Annotated in this window: 19 protein-coding genes; 8 read left to right on the forward strand and 11 right to left on the reverse strand. The window is 71.4% G+C overall.

Features of this window, described 5'->3' with window-relative positions:
* Nucleotides 1-156 precede the first annotated feature (156 nt).
* Entirely contained in the window at nucleotides 157-621 is a 465-nt protein-coding gene (locus tag IE255_RS13065) for a MarR family winged helix-turn-helix transcriptional regulator (protein ID WP_190050389.1), read from the forward strand.
* A gap of 32 nt (nucleotides 622-653) precedes the next feature.
* Here the strand turns inward: IE255_RS13065 and IE255_RS13070 are convergent, their stop codons facing one another.
* Nucleotides 654-1,634 carry a DUF3048 domain-containing protein gene (locus IE255_RS13070; RefSeq protein WP_190050390.1) on the reverse strand — a complete coding sequence of 327 codons (981 nt, stop codon included), beginning with the start codon at nucleotides 1,632-1,634 and terminating at the stop codon, nucleotides 654-656.
* A 203-nt stretch (nucleotides 1,635-1,837) separates the two neighbouring features.
* Between IE255_RS13070 and IE255_RS13075 the strand changes: the two genes are divergently transcribed.
* A complete protein-coding gene (locus tag IE255_RS13075) occupies nucleotides 1,838-3,028 on the forward strand; it encodes a zinc-dependent alcohol dehydrogenase (protein ID WP_190050391.1) in 1,191 nt (396 codons plus the stop codon).
* Nucleotides 3,029-3,034: 6 nt separating this feature from the next.
* Here the strand turns inward: IE255_RS13075 and IE255_RS13080 are convergent, their stop codons facing one another.
* A complete protein-coding gene (locus tag IE255_RS13080; RefSeq protein WP_190050392.1) occupies nucleotides 3,035-4,099 on the reverse strand; it encodes an ATP-dependent DNA ligase in 1,065 nt (354 codons plus the stop codon).
* 74 nt (nucleotides 4,100-4,173) lie between these two features.
* Here IE255_RS13080 and ligD point away from each other — a divergent pair, with 74 nt between their 5' ends.
* The gene (gene ligD / locus IE255_RS13085) at nucleotides 4,174-5,202 is read left to right on the forward strand and encodes a non-homologous end-joining DNA ligase (protein WP_190050393.1); all 1,029 of its coding nucleotides are present in this window, start codon (nucleotides 4,174-4,176) and stop codon (nucleotides 5,200-5,202) included.
* Here the strand turns inward: ligD and IE255_RS13090 are convergent.
* Together IE255_RS13090 and IE255_RS13095 are read right to left on the reverse strand one after the other, a co-directional pair.
* On the reverse strand, nucleotides 5,189-7,330 hold the full coding sequence (locus IE255_RS13090) for an OmpL47-type beta-barrel domain-containing protein (RefSeq protein WP_190050753.1): 2,142 nt from the start codon (nucleotides 7,328-7,330) through the stop codon (nucleotides 5,189-5,191). The genes ligD and IE255_RS13090 overlap by 14 nt on opposite strands.
* Nucleotides 7,331-7,377: 47 nt before the next feature.
* The gene (locus tag IE255_RS13095) at nucleotides 7,378-9,855 is read right to left on the reverse strand and encodes a ThuA domain-containing protein (RefSeq protein WP_190050394.1); all 2,478 of its coding nucleotides are present in this window, start codon (nucleotides 9,853-9,855) and stop codon (nucleotides 7,378-7,380) included.
* Nucleotides 9,856-10,044: 189 nt separating this feature from the next.
* Here IE255_RS13095 and IE255_RS13100 point away from each other — a divergent pair, with 189 nt between their 5' ends.
* Both IE255_RS13100 and IE255_RS13105 read left to right on the forward strand, forming a co-directional pair.
* Complete coding sequence (locus tag IE255_RS13100) at nucleotides 10,045-11,022, forward strand: multicopper oxidase domain-containing protein (protein ID WP_190050395.1); 978 nt, start codon at nucleotides 10,045-10,047, stop codon at nucleotides 11,020-11,022.
* 106 nt (nucleotides 11,023-11,128) lie between these two features.
* The gene (locus IE255_RS13105) at nucleotides 11,129-12,166 is read left to right on the forward strand and encodes a LacI family DNA-binding transcriptional regulator (protein ID WP_190050396.1); all 1,038 of its coding nucleotides are present in this window, start codon (nucleotides 11,129-11,131) and stop codon (nucleotides 12,164-12,166) included.
* A 20-nt stretch (nucleotides 12,167-12,186) separates the two neighbouring features.
* On the opposite strand, the gene IE255_RS13110 is transcribed toward IE255_RS13105, so the two are convergent.
* Both IE255_RS13110 and IE255_RS13115 read right to left on the reverse strand, forming a co-directional pair.
* A complete protein-coding gene (locus IE255_RS13110) occupies nucleotides 12,187-13,641 on the reverse strand; it encodes a HEAT repeat domain-containing protein (protein ID WP_190050397.1) in 1,455 nt (484 codons plus the stop codon).
* Nucleotides 13,642-13,684: 43 nt separating this feature from the next.
* Complete coding sequence (locus IE255_RS13115; protein WP_190050398.1) at nucleotides 13,685-14,470, reverse strand: VOC family protein; 786 nt, start codon at nucleotides 14,468-14,470, stop codon at nucleotides 13,685-13,687.
* A gap of 229 nt (nucleotides 14,471-14,699) precedes the next feature.
* Here IE255_RS13115 and IE255_RS13120 point away from each other — a divergent pair, with 229 nt between their 5' ends.
* Entirely contained in the window at nucleotides 14,700-14,945 is a 246-nt protein-coding gene (locus tag IE255_RS13120) for a WhiB family transcriptional regulator (RefSeq protein WP_190050399.1), read from the forward strand.
* Between the two features lie 73 nt (nucleotides 14,946-15,018).
* On the opposite strand, the gene IE255_RS13125 is transcribed toward IE255_RS13120, so the two are convergent.
* The 3 genes from IE255_RS13125 to ddaH all read right to left on the reverse strand — a co-directional run bounded on the left by IE255_RS13125 (nucleotide 15,019) and on the right by ddaH (nucleotide 18,060).
* The gene (locus tag IE255_RS13125; protein WP_190050400.1) at nucleotides 15,019-15,834 is read right to left on the reverse strand and encodes an NPP1 family protein; all 816 of its coding nucleotides are present in this window, start codon (nucleotides 15,832-15,834) and stop codon (nucleotides 15,019-15,021) included.
* 277 nt (nucleotides 15,835-16,111) lie between these two features.
* Nucleotides 16,112-17,092 (reverse strand): acyl-ACP desaturase, encoded by a 981-nt coding sequence (locus IE255_RS13130; RefSeq protein WP_190050401.1) that lies wholly within the window; start codon nucleotides 17,090-17,092, stop codon nucleotides 16,112-16,114.
* 191 nt (nucleotides 17,093-17,283) lie between these two features.
* A complete protein-coding gene (gene ddaH / locus IE255_RS13135) occupies nucleotides 17,284-18,060 on the reverse strand; it encodes a dimethylargininase (RefSeq protein WP_190050402.1) in 777 nt (258 codons plus the stop codon).
* Between the two features lie 345 nt (nucleotides 18,061-18,405).
* Between ddaH and IE255_RS13140 the strand changes: the two genes are divergently transcribed.
* Nucleotides 18,406-18,783: a hypothetical protein gene (locus tag IE255_RS13140; RefSeq protein WP_190050403.1), complete on the forward strand. Its 378-nt coding sequence runs from the start codon at nucleotides 18,406-18,408 to the stop codon at nucleotides 18,781-18,783.
* A gap of 32 nt (nucleotides 18,784-18,815) precedes the next feature.
* Complete coding sequence (locus tag IE255_RS13145) at nucleotides 18,816-20,012, forward strand: ABC transporter substrate-binding protein (RefSeq protein ID WP_190050404.1); 1,197 nt, start codon at nucleotides 18,816-18,818, stop codon at nucleotides 20,010-20,012.
* Here IE255_RS13145 and IE255_RS13150 read toward each other — a convergent pair.
* Nucleotides 19,996-22,272, reverse strand: a complete 2,277-nt coding sequence (locus tag IE255_RS13150; RefSeq protein ID WP_190050405.1) for an ATP-binding cassette domain-containing protein — start codon at nucleotides 22,270-22,272, stop codon at nucleotides 19,996-19,998. The genes IE255_RS13145 and IE255_RS13150 overlap by 17 nt on opposite strands.
* Nucleotides 22,273-22,282: 10 nt before the next feature.
* Nucleotides 22,283-23,908 (reverse strand): ABC-F family ATP-binding cassette domain-containing protein, encoded by a 1,626-nt coding sequence (locus IE255_RS13155; RefSeq protein ID WP_190050406.1) that lies wholly within the window; start codon nucleotides 23,906-23,908, stop codon nucleotides 22,283-22,285.
* Between the last annotated feature and the right edge of the window lie 177 nt (nucleotides 23,909-24,085).

The raw sequence follows: 24,085 nt of genomic DNA on the forward strand, positions 1-24,085 counted from the left end.
GAGTATTTCCCCGAAGCTCCCCTCACGCTGCCACCGGGGCAGCGGGGCGTCAAGACCTCGGGTTATTCGCCCGCTGATCGCCTCCGCGGGTGGCAGACAGTCTTGTCCTGGCCCGGTATTGTTCAGTGCACCGACGAATACGACCGAGGGGTGCACATGGCGGCGGCGGACCTCACCACCCACCCCGGGCACCTGGCCCGGCGGCTCCAGCAGGCCCACTACCTGCTGTGGAACACGATGGTCTCCGAGGAGATCACCTCGCCCCAGTTCGCGGTCCTCAATACGCTCGTCGCCGAGCCGGGCCTGGACCAGCGCACGGTGGGGGAGCGGGTCGGGCTCGACCGGTCCACGATCGCCGAGGTGATCAGCCGCCTCGGCCGGCGCGGACTGCTCGACAAGGTCCGCGACCCGCAGGACGGCCGCCGCTTCCTGCTGCGCCTGACGGACGAGGGCGTGCGCACGCACCGCAAGCTGACCGTGCGCACCGCGCGGATGAACCAGGTCTTCCTCGCCCCGCTGACCCCCGAGGAGCGGACGGTGTTCTTCGACCTCATCCGGCGGGTGGCGGACGCGGCCGAGGGGCTGCGCAACCCCGAGGAGCCCCTGGTGGCGCCCCGCTGACCCGCGCGGCCCGGGCGGAATGGGCTGAACGGTCAGGGCGCCTTGGCGTACACCACCCACACCTGGCCCTCCGCGAAGTTCACCGGCTTGCCGTCGCCGGTGGTGAACGCCGTGCCGTCGGCGGCGTCCCCGCGCTTCCAGTTCACGTCGTAGGCCCGGCCGTCGCGCAGCACCTTCGCCTTGCCCGAGCCGACCGTCTCGGTGTACGGCGTGTTGTTGCCGAGGAAGTCGCGGAAGGCGGACTCGCGCACCTTGACGTACTGCACGACAACCGTCGCGGCCGCCATCCGCTCGCCGCCGGCCATCGTGGCGGGCGCGCCGTCCATGCCGACCAGCCAGCGGTCGCGGGCGTCCGACCAGGTGAAGGTGAAGCGGGCCGCCGGGTAGCGCACCGTCTGCGACTCCGTCGCCGTGCCGCCGGCGGGGGCGGAGCCGTAGCGGAAGCCGGTGGTCAGGGCCGCCCGGCCCGGGGGCTCGGGCAGGATCCGCTCGGGCCGCAGGAAGAGGTTGTACGGGGCGGGCCGGTCGGAGCCGCGGAAGAAGGCCTCGGAGGCGCTGCTCGGCGTCTCCGCCCGCAGCGGGGCCCGGTCGATCAGCGGCAGGAGCTTCCGCTGCGCGCCGGAGAAGGCGAGCGTGGGCCGGTCGAACTGGCGCAGCAGCTCCAGATCCGACTCGCGTGCGCTGCGCACCGGCCCGACCGTCTTCGGCACCTGGGTCGCGTACACCGCCATCAGCCGGCTCAGCCCGCCCTCGACCTGCTCCACGTACACCACGTCCGCGGCGTCCACGCCTGTGTGGGGCCGGGCCGCGCGGGCGTTGTCGATCTTGACGGCGAGCACGGAGGAGCCGGTCGCCGAGGGCGATGTCCCCTGCTTCGACTCCCGGGCCGTTCCCCGTCCGTCGTCGGTGGTGCCGCCCCCGTTCGTGCAGCCCGCGGCCAGGGCGGCCGTCACCGTGGCGGCCAGCAGCGCCGCTGTCGTCGCCGCGCGCCGTCCGCGCGCCCCTCGTCCCATGCCCACCGTCGCCACCGCGCCCCTGTCATCGATTTGTCTTGATTGTGCACTTATCTGACCATCGATGGCCATACCCGATCGTTCTTGGTGGGACGGTGTCCGCCCGGTGTCCGCCGATCGGCTCAAGGTTCAGCGCGGGGCGCCCGGGTACCCGGGCCTCGCCGGCCGACCGACGCGCACGCTGACGGAGGGAGCGCGAGGCGATGAGGGCAGTGACCTGGCAGGGCAAGCGGAATGTGCGCGTGGAGGACGTGCCCGATCCGCGGATCCAGGAACCGACGGACGCGGTCATCCGCATCACCTCCAGCGGGCTGTGCGGATCCGACCTGCACCTGTACGAGGTGCTCACCCCGTTCATGACCCCGGGCGACATCCTCGGCCACGAGCCCATCGGCATCGTCGAGGAGGTCGGCGCCGGCGTCCCGGACCTCCAGGTCGGGGACCGGGTCGTGGTGCCGTTCCAGATCGCGTGCGGCAACTGCTGGATGTGCCTCACCGGCCTGCCCACCCAGTGCGAGACCACCCAGGTCCACGGCGAGGGCATGGGCGCCGCCCTGTTCGGCTACACCCGCCTGTACGGCGCGGTGCCGGGCGCCCAGGCCGAGTACCTGCGCGTCCCGCAGGCGCAGTACGGCCCGATCAAGGTCCCGGAGGGCCCGCCCGACGACCGCTTCGTCTACCTCTCCGACGTGCTGCCCACCGCCTGGCAGGCGGTCGCCTACGCCGACGTCCCGCAGGGCGGCAGCATCGCCGTACTCGGCCTCGGACCCATCGGCGACATGGCCTGCCGCGTTGCCCAGGTGCGGGGCGCCGGACGGGTGTTCGGCGTGGACCTGGTCCCCGAGCGACTGAGCCGGGCCCGTGCGCGGGGCGTGGAGACGTACGACCTCAGGTCCTTCGACAACGAGAAGGAACTCGTCGCCGCGATCCGCGACGAGACCGACGGCCGGGGCCCCGACGCCGTGATCGACGCGGTCGGCACCGAGGCCCACGGCAGCGCGGCGGCCAAACTCGCCCAGCAGGCATCGGCGATGCTGCCCCGCAAGCTGGGCGGCCCGCTCGCCGAACGCTTCAGCGTCGACCGCCTCGGCGCCCTGTACACCGCCATCGACCTGGTGCGCCGCGGCGGCACCCTCTCGCTCTCCGGTGTCTACGGCGGCATGGCCGACCCGATGCCGATGCTCACCCTGTTCGACAAGCAGATCCAGATGCGCATGGGCCAGGCCAACGTCCGCCGCTGGAGCGACGACATCATCCCGTACCTGACCGACGAGGACCCGCTCGGCGTGGACGACTTCGCCACCCACCGGGTGCCGCTGTCGGAGGCACCGCACGCGTACGAGATGTTCCAGCGCAAGCAGGACGGCGCGGTCAAGGTGCTGATGCAGCCCTGAGACCCGTCAGGCGCCGAGGATCTCCGCCAGGTCGTAGCGGACCGGCTCCTGGAGCTGCGCGTACGTGCAGCTCTCCGGGGTCCGGTCCGGGCGCCAGCGGCGGAAGCGGGCGGTGTGCCGGAAGCGCTGCCCGTTCTCCATGTGGTCGTACGCCACCTCGGCCACCCGCTCCGGCCTGAGCGGCACCCACGACAGGTCCTTCCGGCCCGACCAGCGGCTCGGCGCCCCGGGCAGCCGGGCCGTCTCGTGCGCGGCCTCCTCGGACCAGGCCGCCCACGGATGCCCCGCCACGTCGTCCATGCGCAGCGGCTCCAGCTCCGCCACCAGCTCGGCGCGCCGCTTCATCGGGAAGGCGGCGGACACGCCCACGTGCTGGAGGGTGCCCCGGTCGTCGTACAGGCCGAGCAGCAGCGAGCCCACGACCGGCCCGCTCTTGTGGAAGCGGTACCCGGCGACCACGACGTCCGCCGTGCGCTCGTGCTTGATCTTGAACATGGCGCGCTCGTCCGGGCGGTAGCGCACGGTCAGCGGCTTGGCGATGACCCCGTCCAGGCCGGCCCCCTCGTACTCCTCGAACCACTGCCGCGCCACCTCGATGTCCGTGGTCGCCGGCGCCAGATGCACCGGCGCCCGCACCCCGGCCAGTTCCCCGGTCAGCCGCTCCCGCCGGTCCGTCAGCGGGGCGTCCATCAGCGACTCGTCCCCCAGCGCCAGCAGGTCGAAGGCGACCAGCGAGGCCGGCGTCCGCTCGGCCAGCATCCGCACCCGCGAGTCCGCCGGGTGGATCCGCTCCGTCAGCGCGTCGAAGTCCAGCCGCCCCTCCCGCGCGATCACGATCTCCCCGTCCACCACGCACCGCTCGGGCAACCGCTCCCGCACGGCCGTCACCAGCTCGGGAAAATACCTGGTCAGCGGCTTCCCCGTCCGGCTGCCGAGCTCGACCTCGTCCCCGTCGCGGAACACGATCGCCCGGAACCCGTCCCACTTCGCCTCGTACTGCATGCCCGCCGGGATCGCCGCCACGGACTTGGCGAGCATCGGCAGCACGGGGGGCATCACGGGCAGATCCATGGCTCGATTCTGCTCTTGTATGCCATGGAGTGCCCGATGTGCGAGGTATGCGGGCTACGCCTACCGTGGCGGACATGGGTGACGCGGTGGAACTGGAGGTCGACGGCCGTACCGTACGGCTGTCCAGCCCGGACAAGGTGTTCTTCCCCGAGCGCGGTTTCACCAAGCTGGACCTCGCCCGCTACTACCTGGCCGTCGGCCCCGGCATCCTGCGCGCCCTGCGCGACCGGCCCACCACCCTGGAGCGCTACCCCGAGGGCGTGACCGGCGAGAACTTCTTCCAGAAGCGGGCGCCGAAGAACATGCCCGACTGGATCCCGACCGCGCACATCACCTTCCCCAGCGGCCGCAGCGCCGACGAGATGTGCCCCACCGAGGTCGGCGCGGTGGTGTGGGCCGCCCAGTTCGGCACGCTCACGTTCCACCCGTGGCCGGTCCGCCGCGACGACGTCAACCGCCCGGACGAGCTGCGCATCGACCTCGACCCGCAGCCCGGCACCGACTACGCGGACGCCGTCCGCGCCGCCCACGAACTGCGGGCGGTGCTGGACGAGTTCGGCGGACTGCGCGGCTTCCCCAAGACCTCGGGCGGCCGGGGCCTGCACGTCTTCGTGCCCATCGAGCCGCGCTGGACCTTCACCCAGGTCCGGCGCGCCGCCATCGCCGTCGGCCGGGAGATGGAGCGGCGGATGCCGGAGCAGGTCACCATCAAGTGGTGGAAGGAGGAGCGCGGCGAGCGCATCTTCCTCGACTACAACCAGACGGCCCGCGACCGCACGATCGCCTCCGCCTACTCCGTACGGCCCCGCCCGCACGCCCCCGTCTCCGCGCCGCTGCGCTGGGACGAGGTGGGGGTCGCCCACCCCGAGGACTTCGACCTCGCGACCATGCCCGCGCGCTTCGCCGAACTCGGCGACGTGCACGCGGACATGGACGACCACCGCTACTCCCTCGAAGCCCTGCTCGACCTCGCCCGCCGCGACGAACACGACCACGGGCTGGGGGATCTGCCGTACCCGCCCGAGTATCCGAAGATGCCGGGGGAGCCCAGGCGGGTACAGCCGAGCAGGGCCCGCAAGGAGGCCCCTCCTACAGCTCCTTGATCCGGATGTCCCGGTACGACACCACGTCCGTCGTGCCGTGCACCTGGAGCCCGATGTAGCCGGAGGCGAACCGCCGCCCGTCCGTGCCCGGGTCGTCCGAGCGGGGCGGGGTGAACTCCTGACCGCCGAGGTTGTCGAACTCGTTGATCAGCACGCCGTTGCGGAACACCGAGTAGTGCTGGCCCTCCACGCGGATCTCGTAGTCGTTCCAGGTGCCCTTCTGGGTGACGCCGGCACCGGCGAGACCCACCCGGTCGAAGCCGTAGACCGAGCCGGTCTTGTACATGTCGCCGTCGGGCCGGTCGAGCACCTGCACCTCGTGCCCGTACTTGATGGCGACCCACTCCGGCCGGGACTCCTCGGGGTGGTCGTGGACCCACGGGAAGCGCACGAACACACCGGAGTTGGCATTTCCCGTGCCGGGGGCGTCGTCACGCCACTGGAGCTTCAGCGAGAAGTCGCCGTACTTGCGCTGCGGGAACCACAGCATGCCCATCCCCGGCGTGGTGGTGCTGGAGGTGATCGTCCCGTCCGGGTTCAGTCCGAACGAACCGCCGCCCACGTGCTGCCACTTGGCCAGGGACTCCGCGCTGCCGTCGAAGATCGCCCGGTAGCCCTCGGTCTGCCCCGGCTTGCCGATGCCCGACTGCCGGGCGGCCTTCCGGATCGCGTTGTACTCCCGCTGGTCGATGACCCCTTCCTCCAGCAGCTCGTCGAGGACGGACGTCACGTGCTTGAGGAACAGCGCGTGGGACGTCCACTCCTTCTCGTCCTCGATCAGCTCACCGATCCGGCAGCGGTTGTCGGTGACCCGGTTGCGCACGCCCGAGTCGACCGTGCCGACGAACACCGTCAGCCGCTCGTCGTACTCCGGGCAGTCCGGTGCCGGGACCCCGCCGGAGACGACGGTAAAGGTCACGCTGCGGGCCGCCGAGGTGTTGCCCGCCTTGTCGGTCGCCCGGTACGCCACGGTGTGCGCGCCCGCCCGGTCGACCACCACCGGCGCCGAGTAGGCCAGGTACGGACCGCCGTCGAGCGAGTACTCGATCCGCTCGACGCCCGAGCCGTGCGCGTCGGTCGCCGTGACGGTCACCCGGGCACTGTTGACGTATGCCCCGTCCGAGTTCTTCGTGCCTTCCACGGTCACGCCCGTCACCGGCGGGGTGGTGTCCTGCGGCGGCGCCGCGACCACCTTGAACCGCACGCTCTTCTCGGCCGCCACGTTGCCGGCCTTGTCGGTGGCGCGGTAGCGGACGGTGTGCTCGCCCACCTGGTGCACCATCACGGGCGCGGTGTACGGCTGCCAGGCGCCGGAGCCGATCGCGTACTCGATCGTGTTGACCCCGGAGCCCGTGTCGGAGGCGGAGACGGTGACCGTCGCCATGTCGATGTACGCCCCGTCCGGGTTGCGCTCACCGGTCACCGTCGCCGAGGTCTCCGGCGCGGTGGTGTCGTCCGACTGCGGCGCCACGACCGTGAACGCGGCGCTCTTCTCGGCGGACACGTTCCCCGCCTTGTCGAACGCCCGGTAGCGGACCTTGTGGTCGCCGACCTGGTCGATCACGACCGGCGTGGTGTACGGCTGCCAGGCACCCGCGTCGCCGATCGCGTACTCGATCCGGTCGACGCCGGAGCCGCCCTCGTCGGTGGCGTGGATCATCACGCTCGCCGAACCGACGTACTGGCCCTGAGTGTTCTGCGTGCCGCTCACGTGCGCCGACGCCTCGGGCGCCGTGGTGTCCTCGCCGGTGCCCTCGGTCACCACGAGGATGCCCTGCATCTGGCCGTGGCCGGGGATCGTGCAGTGGTAGAAGTACCGGCCGGGCGTCAGCGTGACCTGGGCGGTGTGTTTGCCGCCCTGGGCGTCGTTCGGGTTGGCCAGGATGTTGAGCTGCACGTCGTTGTTGAACTCGGGATCGCTGGTCACGAACGTCAGCGTGTGCGGCATGCCCGTGGTGTTGCCGGTGGCCACACTGTTCTCGAAGACGATCGTGGCAGGGCCGGCGACCGCCGTCGCCGGCGCCGAGAGGTACTTGTCGATGTCGTTGCCGGCCGTCCAGGTGAGCACCTGTTCGGCGGCCGGCGCCTCCGACTGCCCGGCGGCGGGCATCGCCTGCACGCCGAGCATCACGAGCAGGGCGGCCAGCAGGGCGGCCCAGATTCTTCGCTGCCGGATCACTCGGTCCCCCTCGCCAGCTGGTCGGCGGCCGGGGTCGGCCCGCCGCCCTTGTAGGTGACCCGCCACAGGGCCGACTTGGAGTCCGAGGTGAAGAAGCCGCGCCCGTAGTCGAGGACGTACAGCGCGCCGTCCGGACCGAACCTCCAGTCCATGAGGTTCCTGATGCCGTCGTTGCCGACCGGCACGATCTTCTTCAGCGACTCCGAGTGCACCGGCAGACCGCCGTCGCCCTGCGTCTTCGGGTCCATCAGCACCGCGTTGCGCGGCTGGTCGGCGTCGTAGAAGTCACCGACGAACCACTTGCCGTCCCAGTACGCCGGCCACTTCACCGCACTGTCGGCCGCCGCCGTGTCGTAGCGGTAGACCGGCCCGTTCATCGCGGCCTGGCCGCCGCCCTTGAGCCACGGCAGCCGGTACGTCGCCTCCTCCGCCTTGTACGAGGGGACGCCGTTCGCGTCGCGCGGGTAGTCCGGCGCGCCGCCCTGCGGCGAGTACCAGATGTTGTTGCCGGTCACCGGCGGCAGGTTGACCAGACCGTCGTTGTTCGGCGACTCGTTCTTCGGGCGGTCGCAGTCGTACCAGCCCAGCGGCTTCGACGGGTCCGGCAGGTTGCGGTCGCGGTAGGGCTGCTTGTTGCCCATGCAGTACGGCCAGCCCCGGTTGCTCGCCTCGGTGATGGCGGCGAACGTGTCGTACTTGGCCGGTCCCCAGGTCGTCGAGGGCGCGCTCGCGTCCGGTCCGACCCAACCCGCGTAGAGCACGTCGGTCGACGTGTCGACGAAGATGCGCGCCGGGTTCCGTACGCCCATCACATAGATCTCGCCGCGCGTCTTGCCGCCGCCCTCGTCGGTCTCCTTCCCGGTGAACAGGTTGCCCTCGGGGAGCGTGTACGTGCCGTCCGGCTCCGGGTGGATGCGCAGGATCTTGCCGTTGAGGTTGTTGGTGTTGCCTGCGGTACGGCGCGCGTCCGCGAAGGAGACGCCCTTGTAGCTCGGCTGCGGGTTGTTGCCCGAGTAACCGCCGCTGAAGCCACTGGAGTTGTTGTCACCCGTGGCGATGTACAGGTTGCCCTTGGAGTCCCAGGCCATCCCGCCGCCCGCGTGGCAGCAACTGTGGATCTGCACCGGCCACTTCAGCAGCACCTTCTCACTGGACAGGTCCAGCTTGTTGGTGGCCTGGTCGAGCGTGAAGCGGGAGACCCGCCGCTCCGCCATGCGCGTCTCGCGGTTGATCCGCTCGTGCGGCGTGTAGTGCAGGTACACCCACCCGTTCTGCGCGAACTTCGGGTCCAGTTCGATGCCGAGCAGGCCTTCCTCGACCTTGACCAGCTCGTCGCCGCCGCCCTTGTTGCCGAAGACGGTCAGCGCGCCGGCCAGGGTGACCTGCTTGGTCTTCGGGTCGTAGACGTGGATCTCGCCCTTGCCCTTGCCGATGTCGGGGTTGTTCCAGTCAGTGATCACGGGCTGCGAGGAGTCGGCGCCGCCCCGGCCGATGTAGAAGACCCGGCCGTCGGGCGCGGTGACCAGCCCGTGCGGCTCGCCGATCTGGTCGTTCTGCCCCGGCTGGTTGGGCTTGGTCAGCCGCTCCGCCGCGTAGTGGGCGTTGATGGTGGCCTTGCAGTCGGCCTGCTCCAGCCGGGTCGTCCACAGCAGCGCACCGCGCAGGTGGGCCCGGAAGTCGGCCTCGTCGTACGACGACACCGTGCCGCCCATGCCGGTGTAGAAGGAGCGGCCGCCGTCGTAGTCCCGGCACCAACTGACCGGGTGGTCCCAGCCGTTGGCGCCCGCGCCCGGCTGGTACGTCGACTCCCGCACCCGGGCCACCGTATGGACATCACCCGAGGGGTTCTTCACCCAGTTCAGCCACTTGTCGGGGCGTTTCCACTGCACCGGCAGGTCCTTGGTCGCCGGGTGGCGGCGGTCGCCGACCTCCACGGTCGCCCGCTGCACGGCCGCCGGGCTCGACGCGGCCGGGCGGGCCCCCACCAGGCCGGTGAACCAGTCCGAGTACGGCTCCGCGCGCGCCGCGTCATGAATGCCGACGAACCCGCCGCCGGCCTCCATGTACGCCTCCAGGCCCGCCTCCTGCTCCGGGTCGAGGACGTCGCCCCCGCCGGTGAGGAACACGATCGCGTTGAAGCGGCCGAGCCTCGTCTCGTCCGTGAACACCGAGGCGTCGCCCGTGGCCTGAACCTTGAAGCGGCGGTTCGCGGGACCCGACAGCCCGATGTCCTCGATGGCCTCGATCCCGGCGTTCACGACCGGCGACTCCTCCCCGGCCGCGGAACCGTGGAAGATCAGCACCCGTACGTTCGCGGCGCCCGGTGGCGACTTGATCGACATCGTTGTCAGCGGCGGTTCCGGATACGGCCGCGCGCTCGCGGCCGGACCCGACAGCAGCCCGGCGGTCACGGCTCCGGCGGCCACGGAGGCCGCCCAGACACGTCTTCCCTTGCTCAACCCTCGTAAGTGCATGGGCACCTCCTCGGTCACAGCAACACCGCCAAGGAAGCTAAACCCCTTTGCATGTCTCGCCAATACCTATGACCGGGATGGCACCAACTTTGTCTTGAGTGTGGAGAAACGGGAGCGCGGCCGGTACCGTCTCACAGGTTCATCACAGGTACGTCTCCGTAAAAGCCTTACCAGGGTGGGGAGTTCCGCATGGACAGACGCAGCTTCAACCGGCGGGTCCTGCTGGGCGGCGCGGCCGTCGCGACATCGTTGTCCGTGGCGCCGGAGGCCATCAGCGCCGACGGACCGGCGAAGACGGCACCCGCCGGAGGCGAGGTGAAGCGCATCAAGCTGTACGCCGAGAAGCTCGCCGGCGGCCAGCTGGGCTACGGCCTGGAGAAGGGCAAGGCGACCGTCCCCGGCCCGCTGATCGAGCTCAACGAGGGCGACACCCTGCACATCGAGTTCGAGAACACCATGGACGTGCCGGTGAGCCTGCACGTCCACGGCCTGGACTACGAGATCACCAGCGACGGCACCAAGCTGAACCGCAGTCATGTCGAGCCGGGCGGCACGCGCACCTACACCTGGCGCACCCACGCCCCCGGCCGCCGCAAGGACGGCACCTGGCGGGCGGGCAGCGCGGGCTACTGGCACTACCACGACCACGTCGTCGGCACGGACCACGGCACGCAGGGGCTCCAGAAGGGCCTGTACGGCCCGGTCATCGTCCGCCGCAAGGGCGACGTCCTGCCCGACCGGACGCACACGGTCGTCTTCAACGACATGCTCATCAACAACAGGCCGCCGCACACCGGACCGAACTTCGAGGCCACGGTGGGGGATCGCGTCGAGTTCGTCGTGATCACGCACGGCGAGTTCTACCACACGTTCCATATGCACGGTCACCGCTGGGCGGACAACCGCACCGGCATGCTGACCGGCCCCGACGACCCCAGCCAGGTCATCGACAACAAGATCACGGGCCCGGCGGACTCCTTCGGCTTCCAGGTGATCGCGGGGGAGGGGGTCGGGGCCGGTGCCTGGATGTACCACTGCCATGTGCAGAGCCACTCCGACATGGGGATGGTGGGGCTGTTCCTCGTGAAGAAGCCGGACGGCACGATTCCCGGGTACGACCCGCACGAGCACGGGGAGGAGCCGCCGGGGGGCGGGCACGAGCACTGACCGGCACATGAGCGCGGCCGCTCTCCGAGGCGTGCGCGAGAGCGCTCTCACCAGTGTGCGGCACCGGGGCTATCCTGATCCGCAACCGCAGGTGAGGAGCCCCGAAGTGACCGACACAGCGCCGCGTCCCACCCTGGAGGCCGTGGCCGCCCGGGCCGGTGTGTCGCGGGCCACGGTGTCCCGCGTGGTCAACGGCGGGGACGGGGTGCGGGACAACCTCGTCGAGCGCGTGCGCAAAGCGGTGGACGAGCTCGGCTACGTGCCCAACCAGGCGGCCCGCTCCCTGGTGACCCGGCGGCACGACGCGGTCGCGGTCGTCGTCGCCGAACCGGAGACCCGCGTGTTCGCCGACCCGTTCTTCGCGCTCCAGCTGCGCGGCATCAGCAAGGAGCTGACGGCCCACGACAACCAGCTCGTGCTGCTGCTCACGGAGGGCCGGGACGACCACGCCCGGGTCGGCCGGTATCTCGCGGGCGGCCATGTCGACGGGGCCCTGGTCTTCTCCCTGCACCTGGACGACCCGCTGCCGGAGCTGATCCAGCGGGCCGGCGTCCCCACCGTCTTCGGCGGGCGGCCCGGCTGGAGCGGCGACCGGCGCGGTGTGGTGTACGTCGACAGCGACAACCGCGGCGGCGCCCGAGACGCCGTCCGCCACCTCGCCGGTCTCGGCCGCACCCGCATCGCGCACATCACCGGCGCCCTCGACCAGACCTCGGCGGTGGACCGGCTCGACGGCTACCGGGACGTCATGGTGGACGCCGACCCACGGCTGATCGCCGAGGCCGACTTCACCCCGGCCGGCGGCGAGCGGGCGATGCGCGAACTCCTCGACCGCTGCCCGGACGTCGACGCGGTGTTCGCCGCCAACGACCTCACGGCCTCGGGGGCCCTGCGCGTCCTGCGGGAGACCGGACGGCGGGTGCCCGACGACGTGGCCGTGATCGGCTTCGACGACATGCAGCCCGTCGCGGAGCAGACCGACCCGCCCCTCACGACGGTCCGTCAGGACATCGAGGAGATGGGCCGCCTGATGGCCCGCCTGCTCCTGCGCGGCCTGGACCGGGGCGCTCCCCGCGAGGGCGTAGCCGGCAGGCCGTCCAGCGTGGTCCTGCCGACGACGCTGGTGCGGCGGGCTTCCGCGTAGAGCGGTTACGCGTACACCCCCTAGGTCGTGCGCAAGGCGCCGAGGGCCAGGTCGATCATCAGGGCTCGGGACTCGGCGTCCGGGACGTCGTCGTCGGCGGCAAGGCCGGCCCAGCCGCTCTGCCGCAGCCGCTCCAACAGGCGGGTCAGTTTGGCACGTTCGGAGCCGGACAGCCCGTAGGGGTGGGTGTGGGCGACGGAGACGAACGAGTGGTCGACGTCGGGTCGCCGGAGCTCGGCGGCCAGGTGCTCGAAGGCTCCCGGCTCGGCCCGGCGCAGCGCCCCTGCCACGACGGCGGCGCGCACGCGCGGGTCGGTCGCCGCGGTGTGGCGGGCCAGAGCGGCCGACGCCGCCCGGGAGTTGGCCTCGTCGTCGCAGGAGATGCAGGAGAGGGCGCTCGCGGCGCACCACACGACCTCGGCGTCCGGATCCTGGTCCAGAGCCTCGATCAGCGCGGCGACGGCGCGCGTCTCCTGGGGCAGCCCCGACCCCACGGTGTCCAGCCCGGCAGCGGCGGCCGCCCGCACCAGCGGATCGGGATGGCCGATCGCCGAGAGGAAGAACTCGACCGGCGGGTCGTCCAGCGGCCGGTCCGCATGAACCGCGGCGTAGCAGTACAGCGCCTCGCTGAAGGTGAAGGGGTCCCGCTCCGCCACACGGAGACGGTCGAGCGTCTCGCGCACCGCGGCAGGACACAGCACCTCGTTGAGGACGTACATGCAATGGAGCGCCTCGACACCCAGGGCGACCCTCGCCGGTTCCCCGCTCCGGCACAGGGCGAGCGCCTCTTCGACGCACAGGACGGCCAGGGAGCGGTCGGCCCAGGACTCCTCGTCGGGACGCTCACACAGCGGGACCAGCAACTCCGAGCGCTCCTCACTGTTCGCCGGATGCTTCAGACACCGCTCCAGGGTGCCGCGGATCTCCTTGCGGACGCGTTCCGCCTCGTCGGCGTCCAACGGTCGGCAGCGGCGCACGGCACCGTGCAGCAGGTCCACGGCCGTGCTGAGCGTGACGTCGTACGCGAAGGAACCCGCCGGCATCCCGGGCAGCTCGCCGGGGCTCAAGCCCTGCGCACTCAGGCGCCGGAGCCGTCGGCGCACCTCGTCCGCCAAGTCGTCGTCGACCGACTCCACGGCGACGCCCCCCGTGTACTCCGCCAGAAACGCCGTCCAGGCGCGCACGAGCGCGGCGGGGGCGTCGGCGTGCGCCGCGAACACCTGCTCCAGGCGCTCGCGGGTGCTCCGGTCGCGGCAGACCGCGTCGCAGAAGGGGGGCACGAGATCGGAGAAGGCGTCCGGCGACGGCTCCCGGTCGAGCGCCTGGGCCAGCTCCCGCACCGCCCACTCCCGGTCCCGCACCCGGGCGATCTCCGCCGCCGCGGCGGCTCGGATCTCCGCCTCGGACGACCGGAGCCGTAGGGACAGGACGTGCTGCTTCTCCCGCTCTCGCCGGGCCCTGCGCTGGGTGAACATCCCGGCAGCCTAGGACACCCCGCACACCCGCGAGGCGCCAGGCTCAGCCCTGCTGCGGCTCGCTGCGCAGCACCGCGAAGCGCGCCCCGTACGGGTCGGTGAGCTTGGCGACGCGGCCCACGTCCGGGATGTCCGTGGCGGGCATGCGGACCGTGCCGCCCAGCTCCTGGGCCCGGGCGACGATCGCGTCCGTGTCCGTGACCTCGAAGTACGGCAGCCAGTAAGCCTCCTCCTCGCCCGGGGCGTCGGACAGCGGTACGACACCGCCGAACATGGCGTCCTCGCCCTCCCCGGCGGGGTTGAACGTCGTGTAGGTGCCGCCGGGGAAGTCGACGGCGAAGGTCTCCAGGCCGAGCACGGAGTGGTAGAAGGCGGCCGCCGCCGGGACGTCCGCCGTGTACAGCTCGAGCCAGCACAGCGAGCCGGGCTCCTGGACGACCTCCAGGCCCTTGTTCCGGCCCGGCTGCCACAGGCCGAAGGGCACCCCGGCCTGGTCGGCGAGGATGGCCATACGGCCCAGGTCCTGCACGTCCATGGGCTGCGTCAGCACCGAGCCGCGGGCCTGCTCGGCCGTCTTCGCCGTGGCGTCCGCGTCCGGGGCCTGGAAGTACACCGTCCAGGAGGGCGGGCCCTGCTCCGGGGTGGTCTGCATGCCGCCGGCGGCGGTCCTGCCGCCGAGCTGGAAGAGCCCGTAGCCGCCGACCTCGGGTCCGCCCGGCTGGAACCGCCAGCCGAACAGGCCGCCGTAGAAGGCGGCGGCGCCCTGGATGTCGGGTGTGCCGAGATCGATCCAGTTCGGTGCGCCGGTGACAAAACGGGTGGTGAGCATCGTCGCCCTCCTCGCGCAGGGGTCCCGTCGTCTGCTCTGCCGAGTCTCGCACCACCCACTGACAACCGCCGCCGGAGCGCCACGGAGCCGGACCCCTTTCACTCGTTCCCGCGCGCCGCCGTGCGCGGGTTCGTCCGGCAGGCGACCATCGAGGCCGGCCGGAGGCCCGTGAACGCCGTGTTGATCCCGCGTTGATCGAACGTTTTGTACCGCCCGGAACGCTTCCGGCATGCACACCGACACCATCACCTCGCCCGAACTCGCCTGGCAGCAGGAGGCGTTGTGCGCGCAGACCGGGGCGGACTTCTTCTTCCCCGAGCCCGGCAGCTCGGTGCGGGAGGCCAAGCGGATCTGCGGTCTGTGCCCGATCCGCGCGGCCTGCCTCGAGTACGCGATGAACAACGACGAGCGCTTCGGCGTCTGGGGTGGTCTGTCGGAGAAGGAGCGGCTGGAGCTGCGGCGTACGTCGCGCTAGCCGCACGGACGCGGCCCCCCGGCGGACAGGGGAAGAGTCTCCCGCCGGGGGGCCGCGGTCCGGGCTGCCGGGGTCAGCTCCAGGCGTTGAAGCCGATGCCGGCCGGCTTGGCCTCGTTCAGGGTCTGCCGGAAGCGGTCGCCCCGGTCCTGGAGCGGGAAGTTGGCCTGGCCCCAGTCCGAGTTCGCCAGCGCGTTCCAGGCCGTCCGGTTCTGGCTCCGCAGGGTGTCGTAGGGGACCAGCGCGGGCCTGTCCCAGCCGCCGTCGCCCCAGGCCTCCGCGGTCTCGCCCGCCTTCGCGAAGCGGAACGCGTGCGTGCCGAACTCGCCGTCCTTGTGGTACACGACCTTGAAGCGCCTGCCCTCCCGCTCCACGTCGTTGAACCGCTTGGTGGTGTAGTCGCCGTGGGCGGAGACGGACACGTAGCTCGGCCACTCGTCGTTGCCGTGGTACCAGACCACGGCGGCCTCGAAGTCGTGCCGGTGCCCGATGTCGAGGACCACGTTGCCCTGGTCCTTCTCGAAGTAGAGCGTGTAGACGATGCCGCACCAGCCGGTGCCCGGGTCGCACTTGGCCCGCGAGTAGGTGTTCGCCCTGCCGAGGTGGTCCCGCCCGCAGCCGCCGTTGAGCGCTCCGGAGGGGTTCAGGCCGCCGTTCAGCCTGCCGCTCGCGTCGACGGCCGCCGCGGGATAGCAGCCGTTCGAGTCGTAGTCGAAGAACGGCTGGAACATCTCCTGCTTCGGGGCGCTGCCGCCCATGGAGGGGAAGGGCGTCAGCAGGGCGGCCTGGGCGCTGCCGGCCAGGCCGACGGTCAGGGCGACGGCGGTGCCCAGGGCGAGGGCGGCCGTGCGGACGCGGGACGTTCTCCGAATCTTCTCGGCAAGGGACATGGGGGGTCTCCAGTCGCGCTCATGGTCCCCGGCGGGGGATATCCGGCCGGGCGCGACTGATATTGAAGGCTCAAGTAATAACCCCACAAGGATCGGCACGCGATGTTCCCGGGGTCGTCATGGTCCGCGCCGAGCGCGTGACGTGCCGTTCATCCCGGGGTTGCGATGCGCTGTTCACCCGAATCGCCCGCGCGGGCGCACCGGATGCCGCGAGGTCCCGACCGCTCGTGTCGGTCGGGGCCTCGCAGTCGTACGTGCCGGGTGTGCCGGGTCGGCGTCAGGCGCCGGCGGCGCGGGCCGCCATGCGGGCCTTGCGGGCGGCGAGCTTCTCGTCGAACTTCGACGCCTCGGAGTCCAGGCCGTCCATGTACAGGCCGAGCTCCTCCTGCGCCTTGCGGCCCTCGGTGCCCAGGCCGTCGATCTCCATGATCTTCAGAAAGCGCAGCACGGGCTGGAGGACGTCGTCGTGGTGGATGCGCAGGTTGTAGACCTCGCCGATGGCCATCTGCGCGGCGGCCCGCTCGAAGCCGGGGATGCCGTGGCCGGGCATCCGGAAGTTCACGACCACGTCCCGCACGGCCTGCATCGTCAGATCGGGGGCGAGCTCGAAGGCCGCCTTGAGCAGGTTGCGGTAGAAGACCATGTGCAGGTTTTCGTCGGTCGCGATGCGGGTCAGCATGCGGTCGCAGACCGGATCGCCGGACTGGTGGCCGGTGTTGCGGTGCGAGATGCGGGTGGCCAGCTCCTGGAAGGCGACGTAGGCCACCGAGTGCAGCATCGAGTGGCGGTTGTCCGACTCGAAGCCCTCGCTCATGTGGGACATCCGGAACTGCTCCAGCTTGTCCGGGTCCACCGCGCGCGAGGTGAGCAGGTAGTCGCGCATCACGATGCCGTGCCGGCCCTCCTCCGCGGTCCAGCGGTGCACCCAGGTGCCCCAGGCGCCGTCGCGGCCGAACAGCGACGCGATCTCGTGGTGGTAGCTCGGCAGGTTGTCCTCGGTCAGCAGGTTGACGACCAGCGCGATGCGGCCGATCTCGGTGACCTTGGACTGCTCCTTCTCCCAGGCCTCGCCGTCCTCGAACAGGCCGGGGAAGTTGCGCCCGTCGCTCCACGGCACGTACTCGTGCGGCATCCAGTCCTTGGCGACCTTCAGATGCCGGTTGAGCTCCTTCTCGACCACTTCCTCCAGTGCGTACAGCAGCTGAGCGTCGGTCCAGGCGCCGGCGGGGCTGCCGAGGTGGGGAGTGGTGATCGTCATGGACTCTCCAGGGGGACATGCGTATGAGCGGTGTGCGGCAACCTACGGAATCGTAGGCTACGTTTCCGTAGGTTACGATGCCGTAGGTTAAGGGCGCTGTAAAGGCCGCTGATCAGCGGTGTCGCTCGTATGGCCGCCCCGCCCTCCGGAGCCGCAGGTCGGCGGCCGGAGGGGCGGCCCCGCTCGGGTGATCAGACGTACAGCTCCCGCAGCCGCACCGAGAGGCATGTCACACATGCCTCGAGCTTCTCGAACTCGTTGATGTCCACGACGACCGGTTTGTACCCGAGGTCCGCGAACAGCTCCGCGGTCTTCGGCGCGCTCGCCGCCATCAGCAGCTTGTCGCCGCCGAGCAGCACGACGTGCGCCCCGGCCTCCTCCGGCACCGGCAGGAAGCGCGCGAACAGCGACGGCGCGTCCATCTTCGGGATGTGCCCGATGACCGTCCCGTCGGGCAGCGCCGTGACCGCCGACTTCAGGTGCAGCACCTTGCTCACGGGTACGGCGACGACCCGCGCGCCCAGCGGCTCGAACGCGGCGCGCAGCTGTTGGACGCCGGCGGCGTTGGTGCGCCCGCCCCGGCCCACGAAGACGGTGTCGCCGATCTTCAGTACGTCGCCGCCGTCCAGGGTGGCCGGCTCCCATATCCAGTTCACCGAGCAGCCCAGACCGGCCACGGCCTCCTCGACCCCGGCGGTCTCCGCACGCCGCGACTCGGCGCCCGGCCGGGCGATCAGCGCCACGTTCTTGTACATCACGACCGTGTCCTCGACGAACACCGAGTCCGGGCAGTCGTCGGCCGGGTCCACCTCGATGGTGTCCCAGCCGTGCGTGCGCAGGGCCGCCACGTACGCTTCCCACTGCTCGACCGCGAGGTCGGCGTCGACCCTCTCCCGCTCGATGTGCGTCACCAGCCCTTCGGCAAGGCGCGGGCTGGGGCGGCGGACGAGGGCCTTCTTGCTGGGCACGAGCGTGACTCCGTATCGGATGGGACGTGTCTGGACCGCACCGACGGAGCTTCCGGGATCGGCCGGAGCGCATCGGGCGTCGGCCGACCATCATGCAGGGCGAACGGGGCAGAGGACACCCCCGGGGGAGGGGAGCCCCGGGCCTCGACCACCCCACGTGGGCCTCCGCGCCACCGCCTCGAGGTGTCAACACCCCCGCCTCCGGCATTCCGTCGGAGTACCTGATCAACGGTCAGGCAGATCATTCACCTCGCCGAGGCCGTGTCGATCTTCCGGCGGGTCGTTAGTCGTAGTGCTCCGGCCGAACCGGCCGGCGATCGATCCAGCGGAAGGAAACCGACACAGATGTACGGCACGCGGCGCATGGCGGTAGTGGCCTCGATCGTGGGGATGCTGATGGCTGTTCCCGCCGGCATGGCCACGGCCCATGCCGGGGACGGCGACGCGGGGGCGGGCGGAGTGCTCTCCAACGTCTCCGGCAGGAACTCCTCCGGCCACGCCAACCTCTGCGGCACCGGCAAGGTGGCGCTCTTCAAGGAGCGCACCTGTGTGACCGAGGACGACAGCAGGGGCGGCGGCGACCAGGCGGGCCCCAGCGGCGGCGTCCTGTCCAACCTGCTCTTCGCCCGGAACGCCTCGGGCCACAGCAACAACTGCGGCAACGAGACGGTCGCGGTGTTCAGCACGACCACCTGTGTCACCAAGGACCGTTCCGGCCACTGAGCAGCCACAGCGGCGGAGAGAGAGGGGCCTCGGTGTCGTCGACTTCCTTGTGTGTGGGCGTGGTCGCGCCGTTGACGGGCCGGCTGGCCCCTCTCGGGTCACCGCTGTCGTACGTCCTGCGCAGACTCGCACCCCGGCTGGCGCACGTCCGCAACGGCAGCCGCCGCTACGACGTGACCGTCGCCGTGCGCGACAGCCGCTCGGATCCGGACGCGGCCCGGCGGGCGGTGCGTGACCTGGCCGAGGCCGATGGCGCGCACCTCGTGCTCACCATGGCCGGGACCCGGGTCCTGCCCGCCGTCACCGACGCCTGCGAACAGGCCGGGGTCCCCTGTGTGTCGACCACGTTCCCGTGGCAGGCGTACGTCCACACCCGCGGGGCCGGGCCCGGGCACCGGTTCCGGTGGACGTACCACTTCGCGTGGGGGCTGGACGACATCGCCGCCGTCTTCGCCGACCTGTGGGAGCGCGTCGACGGCCGGGGCGCCGTCGGATGCCTGTGGAACGACGACCTCCAGGGCGCGCTGCTGCGCCACGACCGGTACGGCTTCGCCCCGGTGACGTCCCCACGCGGGCACACCCTGGTCGACCTCGGCGCCTACCGGGAACCGGCCGACAGCTTCCGCGCCCAGGTCGAGCGCATGCGGGAGCAGGGCGCCGACCTTGTCACCAGCGCCGCCACCGCCACCGACCTGGCCCTGTTCCACCGCCAGGCCCGTGCGGCGGGGGTGCGGCCGCGGCTGATCACCTGCTCGCGCTGGCTGACCTACCCGCACACCCACACCACCCCCGCCCCGGACGTCCACGGCGAACTCGCCGACGCGCGTGTGGCCACTCTCGTGTACTGGAGCCCGGACCACCCCTACCGCTCCGGCCTCGACGGCACCACCTGCGCCGAGCTCGCCGACGCCTACCGGCGGGACACCGGAGCCGCCTGGCTCCAGCCCCTCGGCCTGGCCCACGCCCTCCTGGAGACCGCCCACCACGCCCTCACGGTCGCGGACGACCCCGCCGACCGGGCGTCCGTCGCGCGGGCCCTCGCCGGCACCAGCCTCGACACCATCGCCGGCCGCCTCGACTGGACCCGGGGGCCGACCCCCAACATCGCCCTCCTCCCGCTGGTCGGCGGGCAGTGGCAGCACGATCCGCACGGCCCCCGCCTCGCCGTCGTCAGCAACAGGGCCCACCCGGGCGTACGGCTCACCGGCGAGCTCACGCCGGCACGCTGATCTCCGCCCGGACTGCCCGCCGCAGATGCTCCGCGGTGAACGACCCGTCCGCCTCCAGGAGTTGCCGCGGCGTCCCCTCGAAGACGACCGCACCGCCGTCCCTGCCGCCGTCCGGGCCGAGATCGATCACCCAGTCGGCCCGGGCCACGACGTCCAGGTTGTGTTCGACGACGATGACCGTGTTGCCCTCGTCGACCAGCCGGTCCAGCAGGGCGACGAGTCCCGCCACGTCCGCCATGTGCAGGCCGGTCGTCGGTTCGTCGAGCACGTAGACCGCGCCCGTGCGGTGCAGCCGCGTGGCCAGTTTGATGCGCTGCCGCTCACCGCCGGACAGCGTCGAGAGGGGCTGGCCGAGCGTCAGATACGTCAGTCCGACGTCCCGCAGGGCGCGCAGCCGGCGCCGTACGCCCGTGTCGTCGAAGAAGCCGAGTGCCTGCTCCGCGGTCATCTCCAGGACGTCGGCGATGGACCGGCCGCGGACAGTCAGCCGCAGCACCTCCTCCTTGAAGCGCCGCCCCTCGCAGTCGTGGCAGGTCGTCGTCACCGGGTCCATGAAGGCGAGGTCGGTGTAGATGAGGCCCCGGCCTTCGCACGTGCCGCAGGCCCCGCTGGAGTTGAAGCTGAACGAGCCCGCCTCGGCTCCCGTCTCGCGGGCGAAGATCTTCCGTACCGTGTCCATGATCCCCAGGTAGGTCGCCGGGGTGGACCGGCCCGAGATCCCGATCGCCGACTGGTCGACGACCACGGCCTCCTCGTGGGCGTCGGTGAACTCCCCGACCAGGGTGCTCTTTCCCGACCCGGCGACCCCGGTCACCGCTGTCAGCACCCCGGTCGGGAACCGTACGGTCACGTCCCGCAGGTTGTGCCGGTCGGCGCCCTTGACCCACAGCTCGCCGGTGGGCCGGCGCACCTCCTCCTTGACCGCCGTACGCCTGCGCAGGCAGCGCCCGGTGAGCGTGCCGGACGCGGCCAGCTCCCGCGGCGTCCCCTCGAACACCACCGTGCCGCCCTCGGCGCCGGCCCCCGGCCCCATGTCGACGACGTGGTCGGCCAGCGCGATGACGTCCGGGTCGTGCTCCACGACCAGCACGGTGTTGCCCTTGTCGCGCAGCCGCAGCAGCAGATCGCCGAGTCGGCCCACGTCGCGCGGGTGCAGTCCGACGCTCGGCTCGTCGAAGATGTACGTCATGCCGGTCAGGCTGGACCCGAGGTGCCGCACCGTCTTCAGCCGCTGCCCCTCCCCGCCGCTGAGCGTGGCCGTCTCCCGGTCGAGGCTGAGATAGCCGAGGCCGATCGCCTCGATGCGCTCCAGCGCGGCCACGGCCGCCCCCGCGACCGGCCCCGCCACCGGGTCGTCGATCTCTTTCAGTACGGAGATCAGGTCCGTGACCTGCATGCGGGTGCAGTCGGCGATGGACCGGCCGTCGATCCGGGTCGCGAGCGCCGCCGCGTTGAGCCGTGCTCCCCGGCAGGCCGGGCAGGTGCCCTCGGCCAGGAACTCCCGGACCAGGTCGCGGGTCTTCTGGCTCATGCCCGACAGGTCCCGCTTCAGGTACAGCCGCTCGAAGCGGTCGGCGAGCCCCTCGTACTCGGTGGTCCAGGTGCCGCCGCTGCCGTTGACGGTGACCTTGCTGCCGGGCCGCCCGCGCATCAGGAACTCCCGCTCGGCGGCGGTGAACCGCCCCACGGGCTTGTCCGGGTCCAGGTCGGGGCTGTTGGTGTACGCCTGCCCCTGCCAGGTCCCCGCGGCGAACGGCGGGAAGCGGACCGCCCCGTCGGCCAGGGAGCGGTCCGGGTCCAGGATGCGGTCCCAGTCGGGCCGTACCGTACGGCCGAGGCCGTCGCACTCGGGGCACATGCCCGACGGGTCGTTGAACGAGTACGCCGTGGCCGGTCCGGCGCTCGGGGTGCCGTGCCGGGAGAACAGCACCCGGATCACCGAGTAGACGTCCGTCATGGTGCCGACCGTCGACCGGGAGTGGCCGCCGACCGGCCGCTGGTCGACGACGATCGCGGGGGTGAGGTCCTCCATGCCGTCCGCGTGCGGCCGCTCGAACTTGGGCAGCCGGTTGCGGACGAACCACGGATACGTCTCGTTCAGCTGGCGCTGCGACTCCACCGCGATCGTGTCGAAGACGACCGACGACTTCCCCGACCCCGAAACGCCGGTGAACACGGTCAGCCGGCCTTTCGGGATGCGGAGGGTGACGTCCTTGAGGTTGTTCTCGCGGGCTCCGGTCAGGGTGATGAATGCGGGCATGCACGCGACGCTAGGCGGTATACCCGACAGCTTCTGACGTGATTTCCCTCAGTTCTCCGTCCTCCAGCACCAGCCAGCGCGTGATGCCGATCGACTCCAGGAACGGCAGGTCGTGACTGGCCACGATCAGCGCCCCCTCGTACGACTCCAGGGCCGTGGTCAGCTGCCGCACGCTGGCCATGTCGAGGTTGTTCGTCGGCTCGTCCAGCATGAGCAGCTGCGGCGCGGGCTCGGCCAGCATCAGCGCGGCCAGCGCGGCCCGGAAGCGTTCGCCGCCGGACAGCGTCTCCGCCTTCTGGTCGGCCCGGGCGCCCCGGAACAGGAAGCGGGCCAGCCGCGCCCGGACCCGGTTGTTGGTGGCGCCCGGCGCGAACCGGGCCACGTTCTCGGCGACCGTCAGCTCCCCGTCGAGGACGTCGAGCCGCTGCGGCAGGAACCGCAGCGGGACGTGCGCCGTCACCTCGCCCGCCTCCGGGGGCAGCTCCCCGGTGATCGTGCGCAGCAGCGTGGTCTTGCCCGCGCCGTTGCGCCCGATCAACGCGACCCGCTCGGGGCCGCGCAGCTCGAAACCGCCCGTCACCCGTCCGCCGTAGCGGAGCCCGACATCCTGGAGCGTGAGGACCGTACGCCCCGGCGGCACCGCCGTGTACGGCAGGTCGACGCGGATCTCGTCGTCGTCCCGTACGGCCTCCACCGCCTCGTCGAGTCGCTCCCGGGCCTCGGCGAGCTTCTCCTCGTGCATGATCCGGTGCTTGCCCGCGGACTCCTGCGCCGCGCGCTTGCGCGCCCCCATGACGATCTTCGGCTCGCGCTTCTGGTCCCACATCTTCTGCCCGTACCGCTTGCGGCGGGCCAGTTTGACCTGGGCGTCGGCCAGTTCGCGCTTCTGCTTGCGGAAGTCGGCCTCGGCGACGCGCATCATGCGCTCGGCTGCCTCCTGCTCGATCGCGAGGGCCTCCTCGTAGGCGGAGTAGTTGCCGCCGTACCAGGTGATCTCGCCGGCGTGCAGATCGGCGATCTGGTCGACGAGCTCCAGCAGTTCCCGGTCGTGGCTGACGACGACCATCACGCCCGGCCAGGACTGCACGGCCGCGTACAGCCGCCTGCGGGCGTAGAGGTCGAGGTTGTTGGTCGGCTCGTCGAGCAGCAGCACGTCGGGCCGGTGCAGCAGCAGCGCGGCCAGCCGCAGCAGGACCGACTCGCCGCCCGACACCTCGCCGATGGTGCGGTCCAACTCGACGTGTCCGAGCCCGAGTTCGCCGAGGGTGGCCAGGGCGCGCTCCTCCACGTCCCAGTCGTCGCCGACGGTCTCGAAGTGCGCCTCGGACACGTCGCCGGCCTCGATGGCGTGCAGCGCCGCCCGCCGGTCGGCGATGCCGAGCGCCTCGTCGACGCGCAGGGCGGTGTCGAGCGTGACGTTCTGCGGGAGGTATCCGACCTCGCCGGCCACGCGCACGGTGCCGTCGGCCGGGGTGAGTTCACCGGCGATCAGCTTCAACAGGGTCGATTTCCCCGAGCCGTTGACGCCGACCAGGCCGGTCCGGCCGGGGCCGAACGCGACGTCCAGGCCCTCGAAGACGGGGGAGCCGTCGGGCCAGGTGAACGAAAGAGATGTGACAGTGACGGAAGTAGACATGTGGGCCTCACTCGCGGTTGCTCGAAGCAGACAGGGGCAAGCGCGTGTCGAGACACCTGCGACCAGGAGAGAGGGGCTCCACGGGCATGAGAAAAGCCCTGTACCGGAGGACGGCTCGATCGCCGAGGTCGCACGCGGCGCACACACCAAAGCGGTGTGAGGCGGTGTCTCAGGACC

It is taken from the genome of Streptomyces lomondensis (assembly GCF_014651035.1).
Taxonomy (GTDB): domain Bacteria; phylum Actinomycetota; class Actinomycetes; order Streptomycetales; family Streptomycetaceae; genus Streptomyces; species Streptomyces lomondensis.

Bases quoted from the DNA above. Each gene is read 5' to 3' on its own strand.
- IE255_RS13065 (WP_190050389.1), top strand. From the start codon at position 157: ATGGCGGCGGCGGACCTCACCACCCACCCCGGGCACCTGGCCCGGCGG.
- IE255_RS13070 (WP_190050390.1), bottom strand. From the start codon at position 1,634: ATGGGACGAGGGGCGCGCGGACGGCGCGCGGCGACGACAGCGGCGCTG.
- IE255_RS13075 (WP_190050391.1), top strand. From the start codon at position 1,838: ATGAGGGCAGTGACCTGGCAGGGCAAGCGGAATGTGCGCGTGGAGGAC.
- IE255_RS13080 (WP_190050392.1), bottom strand. From the start codon at position 4,099: ATGGATCTGCCCGTGATGCCCCCCGTGCTGCCGATGCTCGCCAAGTCC.
- ligD (WP_190050393.1), top strand. From the start codon at position 4,174: ATGGGTGACGCGGTGGAACTGGAGGTCGACGGCCGTACCGTACGGCTG.
- IE255_RS13090 (WP_190050753.1), bottom strand. From the start codon at position 7,330: ATGCTCGGCGTGCAGGCGATGCCCGCCGCCGGGCAGTCGGAGGCGCCG.
- IE255_RS13095 (WP_190050394.1), bottom strand. From the start codon at position 9,855: ATGCACTTACGAGGGTTGAGCAAGGGAAGACGTGTCTGGGCGGCCTCC.
- IE255_RS13100 (WP_190050395.1), top strand. From the start codon at position 10,045: ATGGACAGACGCAGCTTCAACCGGCGGGTCCTGCTGGGCGGCGCGGCC.
- IE255_RS13110 (WP_190050397.1), bottom strand. From the start codon at position 13,641: ATGTTCACCCAGCGCAGGGCCCGGCGAGAGCGGGAGAAGCAGCACGTC.
- IE255_RS13115 (WP_190050398.1), bottom strand. From the start codon at position 14,470: ATGCTCACCACCCGTTTTGTCACCGGCGCACCGAACTGGATCGATCTC.
- IE255_RS13120 (WP_190050399.1), top strand. From the start codon at position 14,700: ATGCACACCGACACCATCACCTCGCCCGAACTCGCCTGGCAGCAGGAG.
- IE255_RS13125 (WP_190050400.1), bottom strand. From the start codon at position 15,834: ATGTCCCTTGCCGAGAAGATTCGGAGAACGTCCCGCGTCCGCACGGCC.
- IE255_RS13130 (WP_190050401.1), bottom strand. From the start codon at position 17,092: ATGACGATCACCACTCCCCACCTCGGCAGCCCCGCCGGCGCCTGGACC.
- IE255_RS13140 (WP_190050403.1), top strand. From the start codon at position 18,406: ATGTACGGCACGCGGCGCATGGCGGTAGTGGCCTCGATCGTGGGGATG.
- IE255_RS13150 (WP_190050405.1), bottom strand. From the start codon at position 22,272: ATGCCCGCATTCATCACCCTGACCGGAGCCCGCGAGAACAACCTCAAG.
- IE255_RS13155 (WP_190050406.1), bottom strand. From the start codon at position 23,908: ATGTCTACTTCCGTCACTGTCACATCTCTTTCGTTCACCTGGCCCGAC.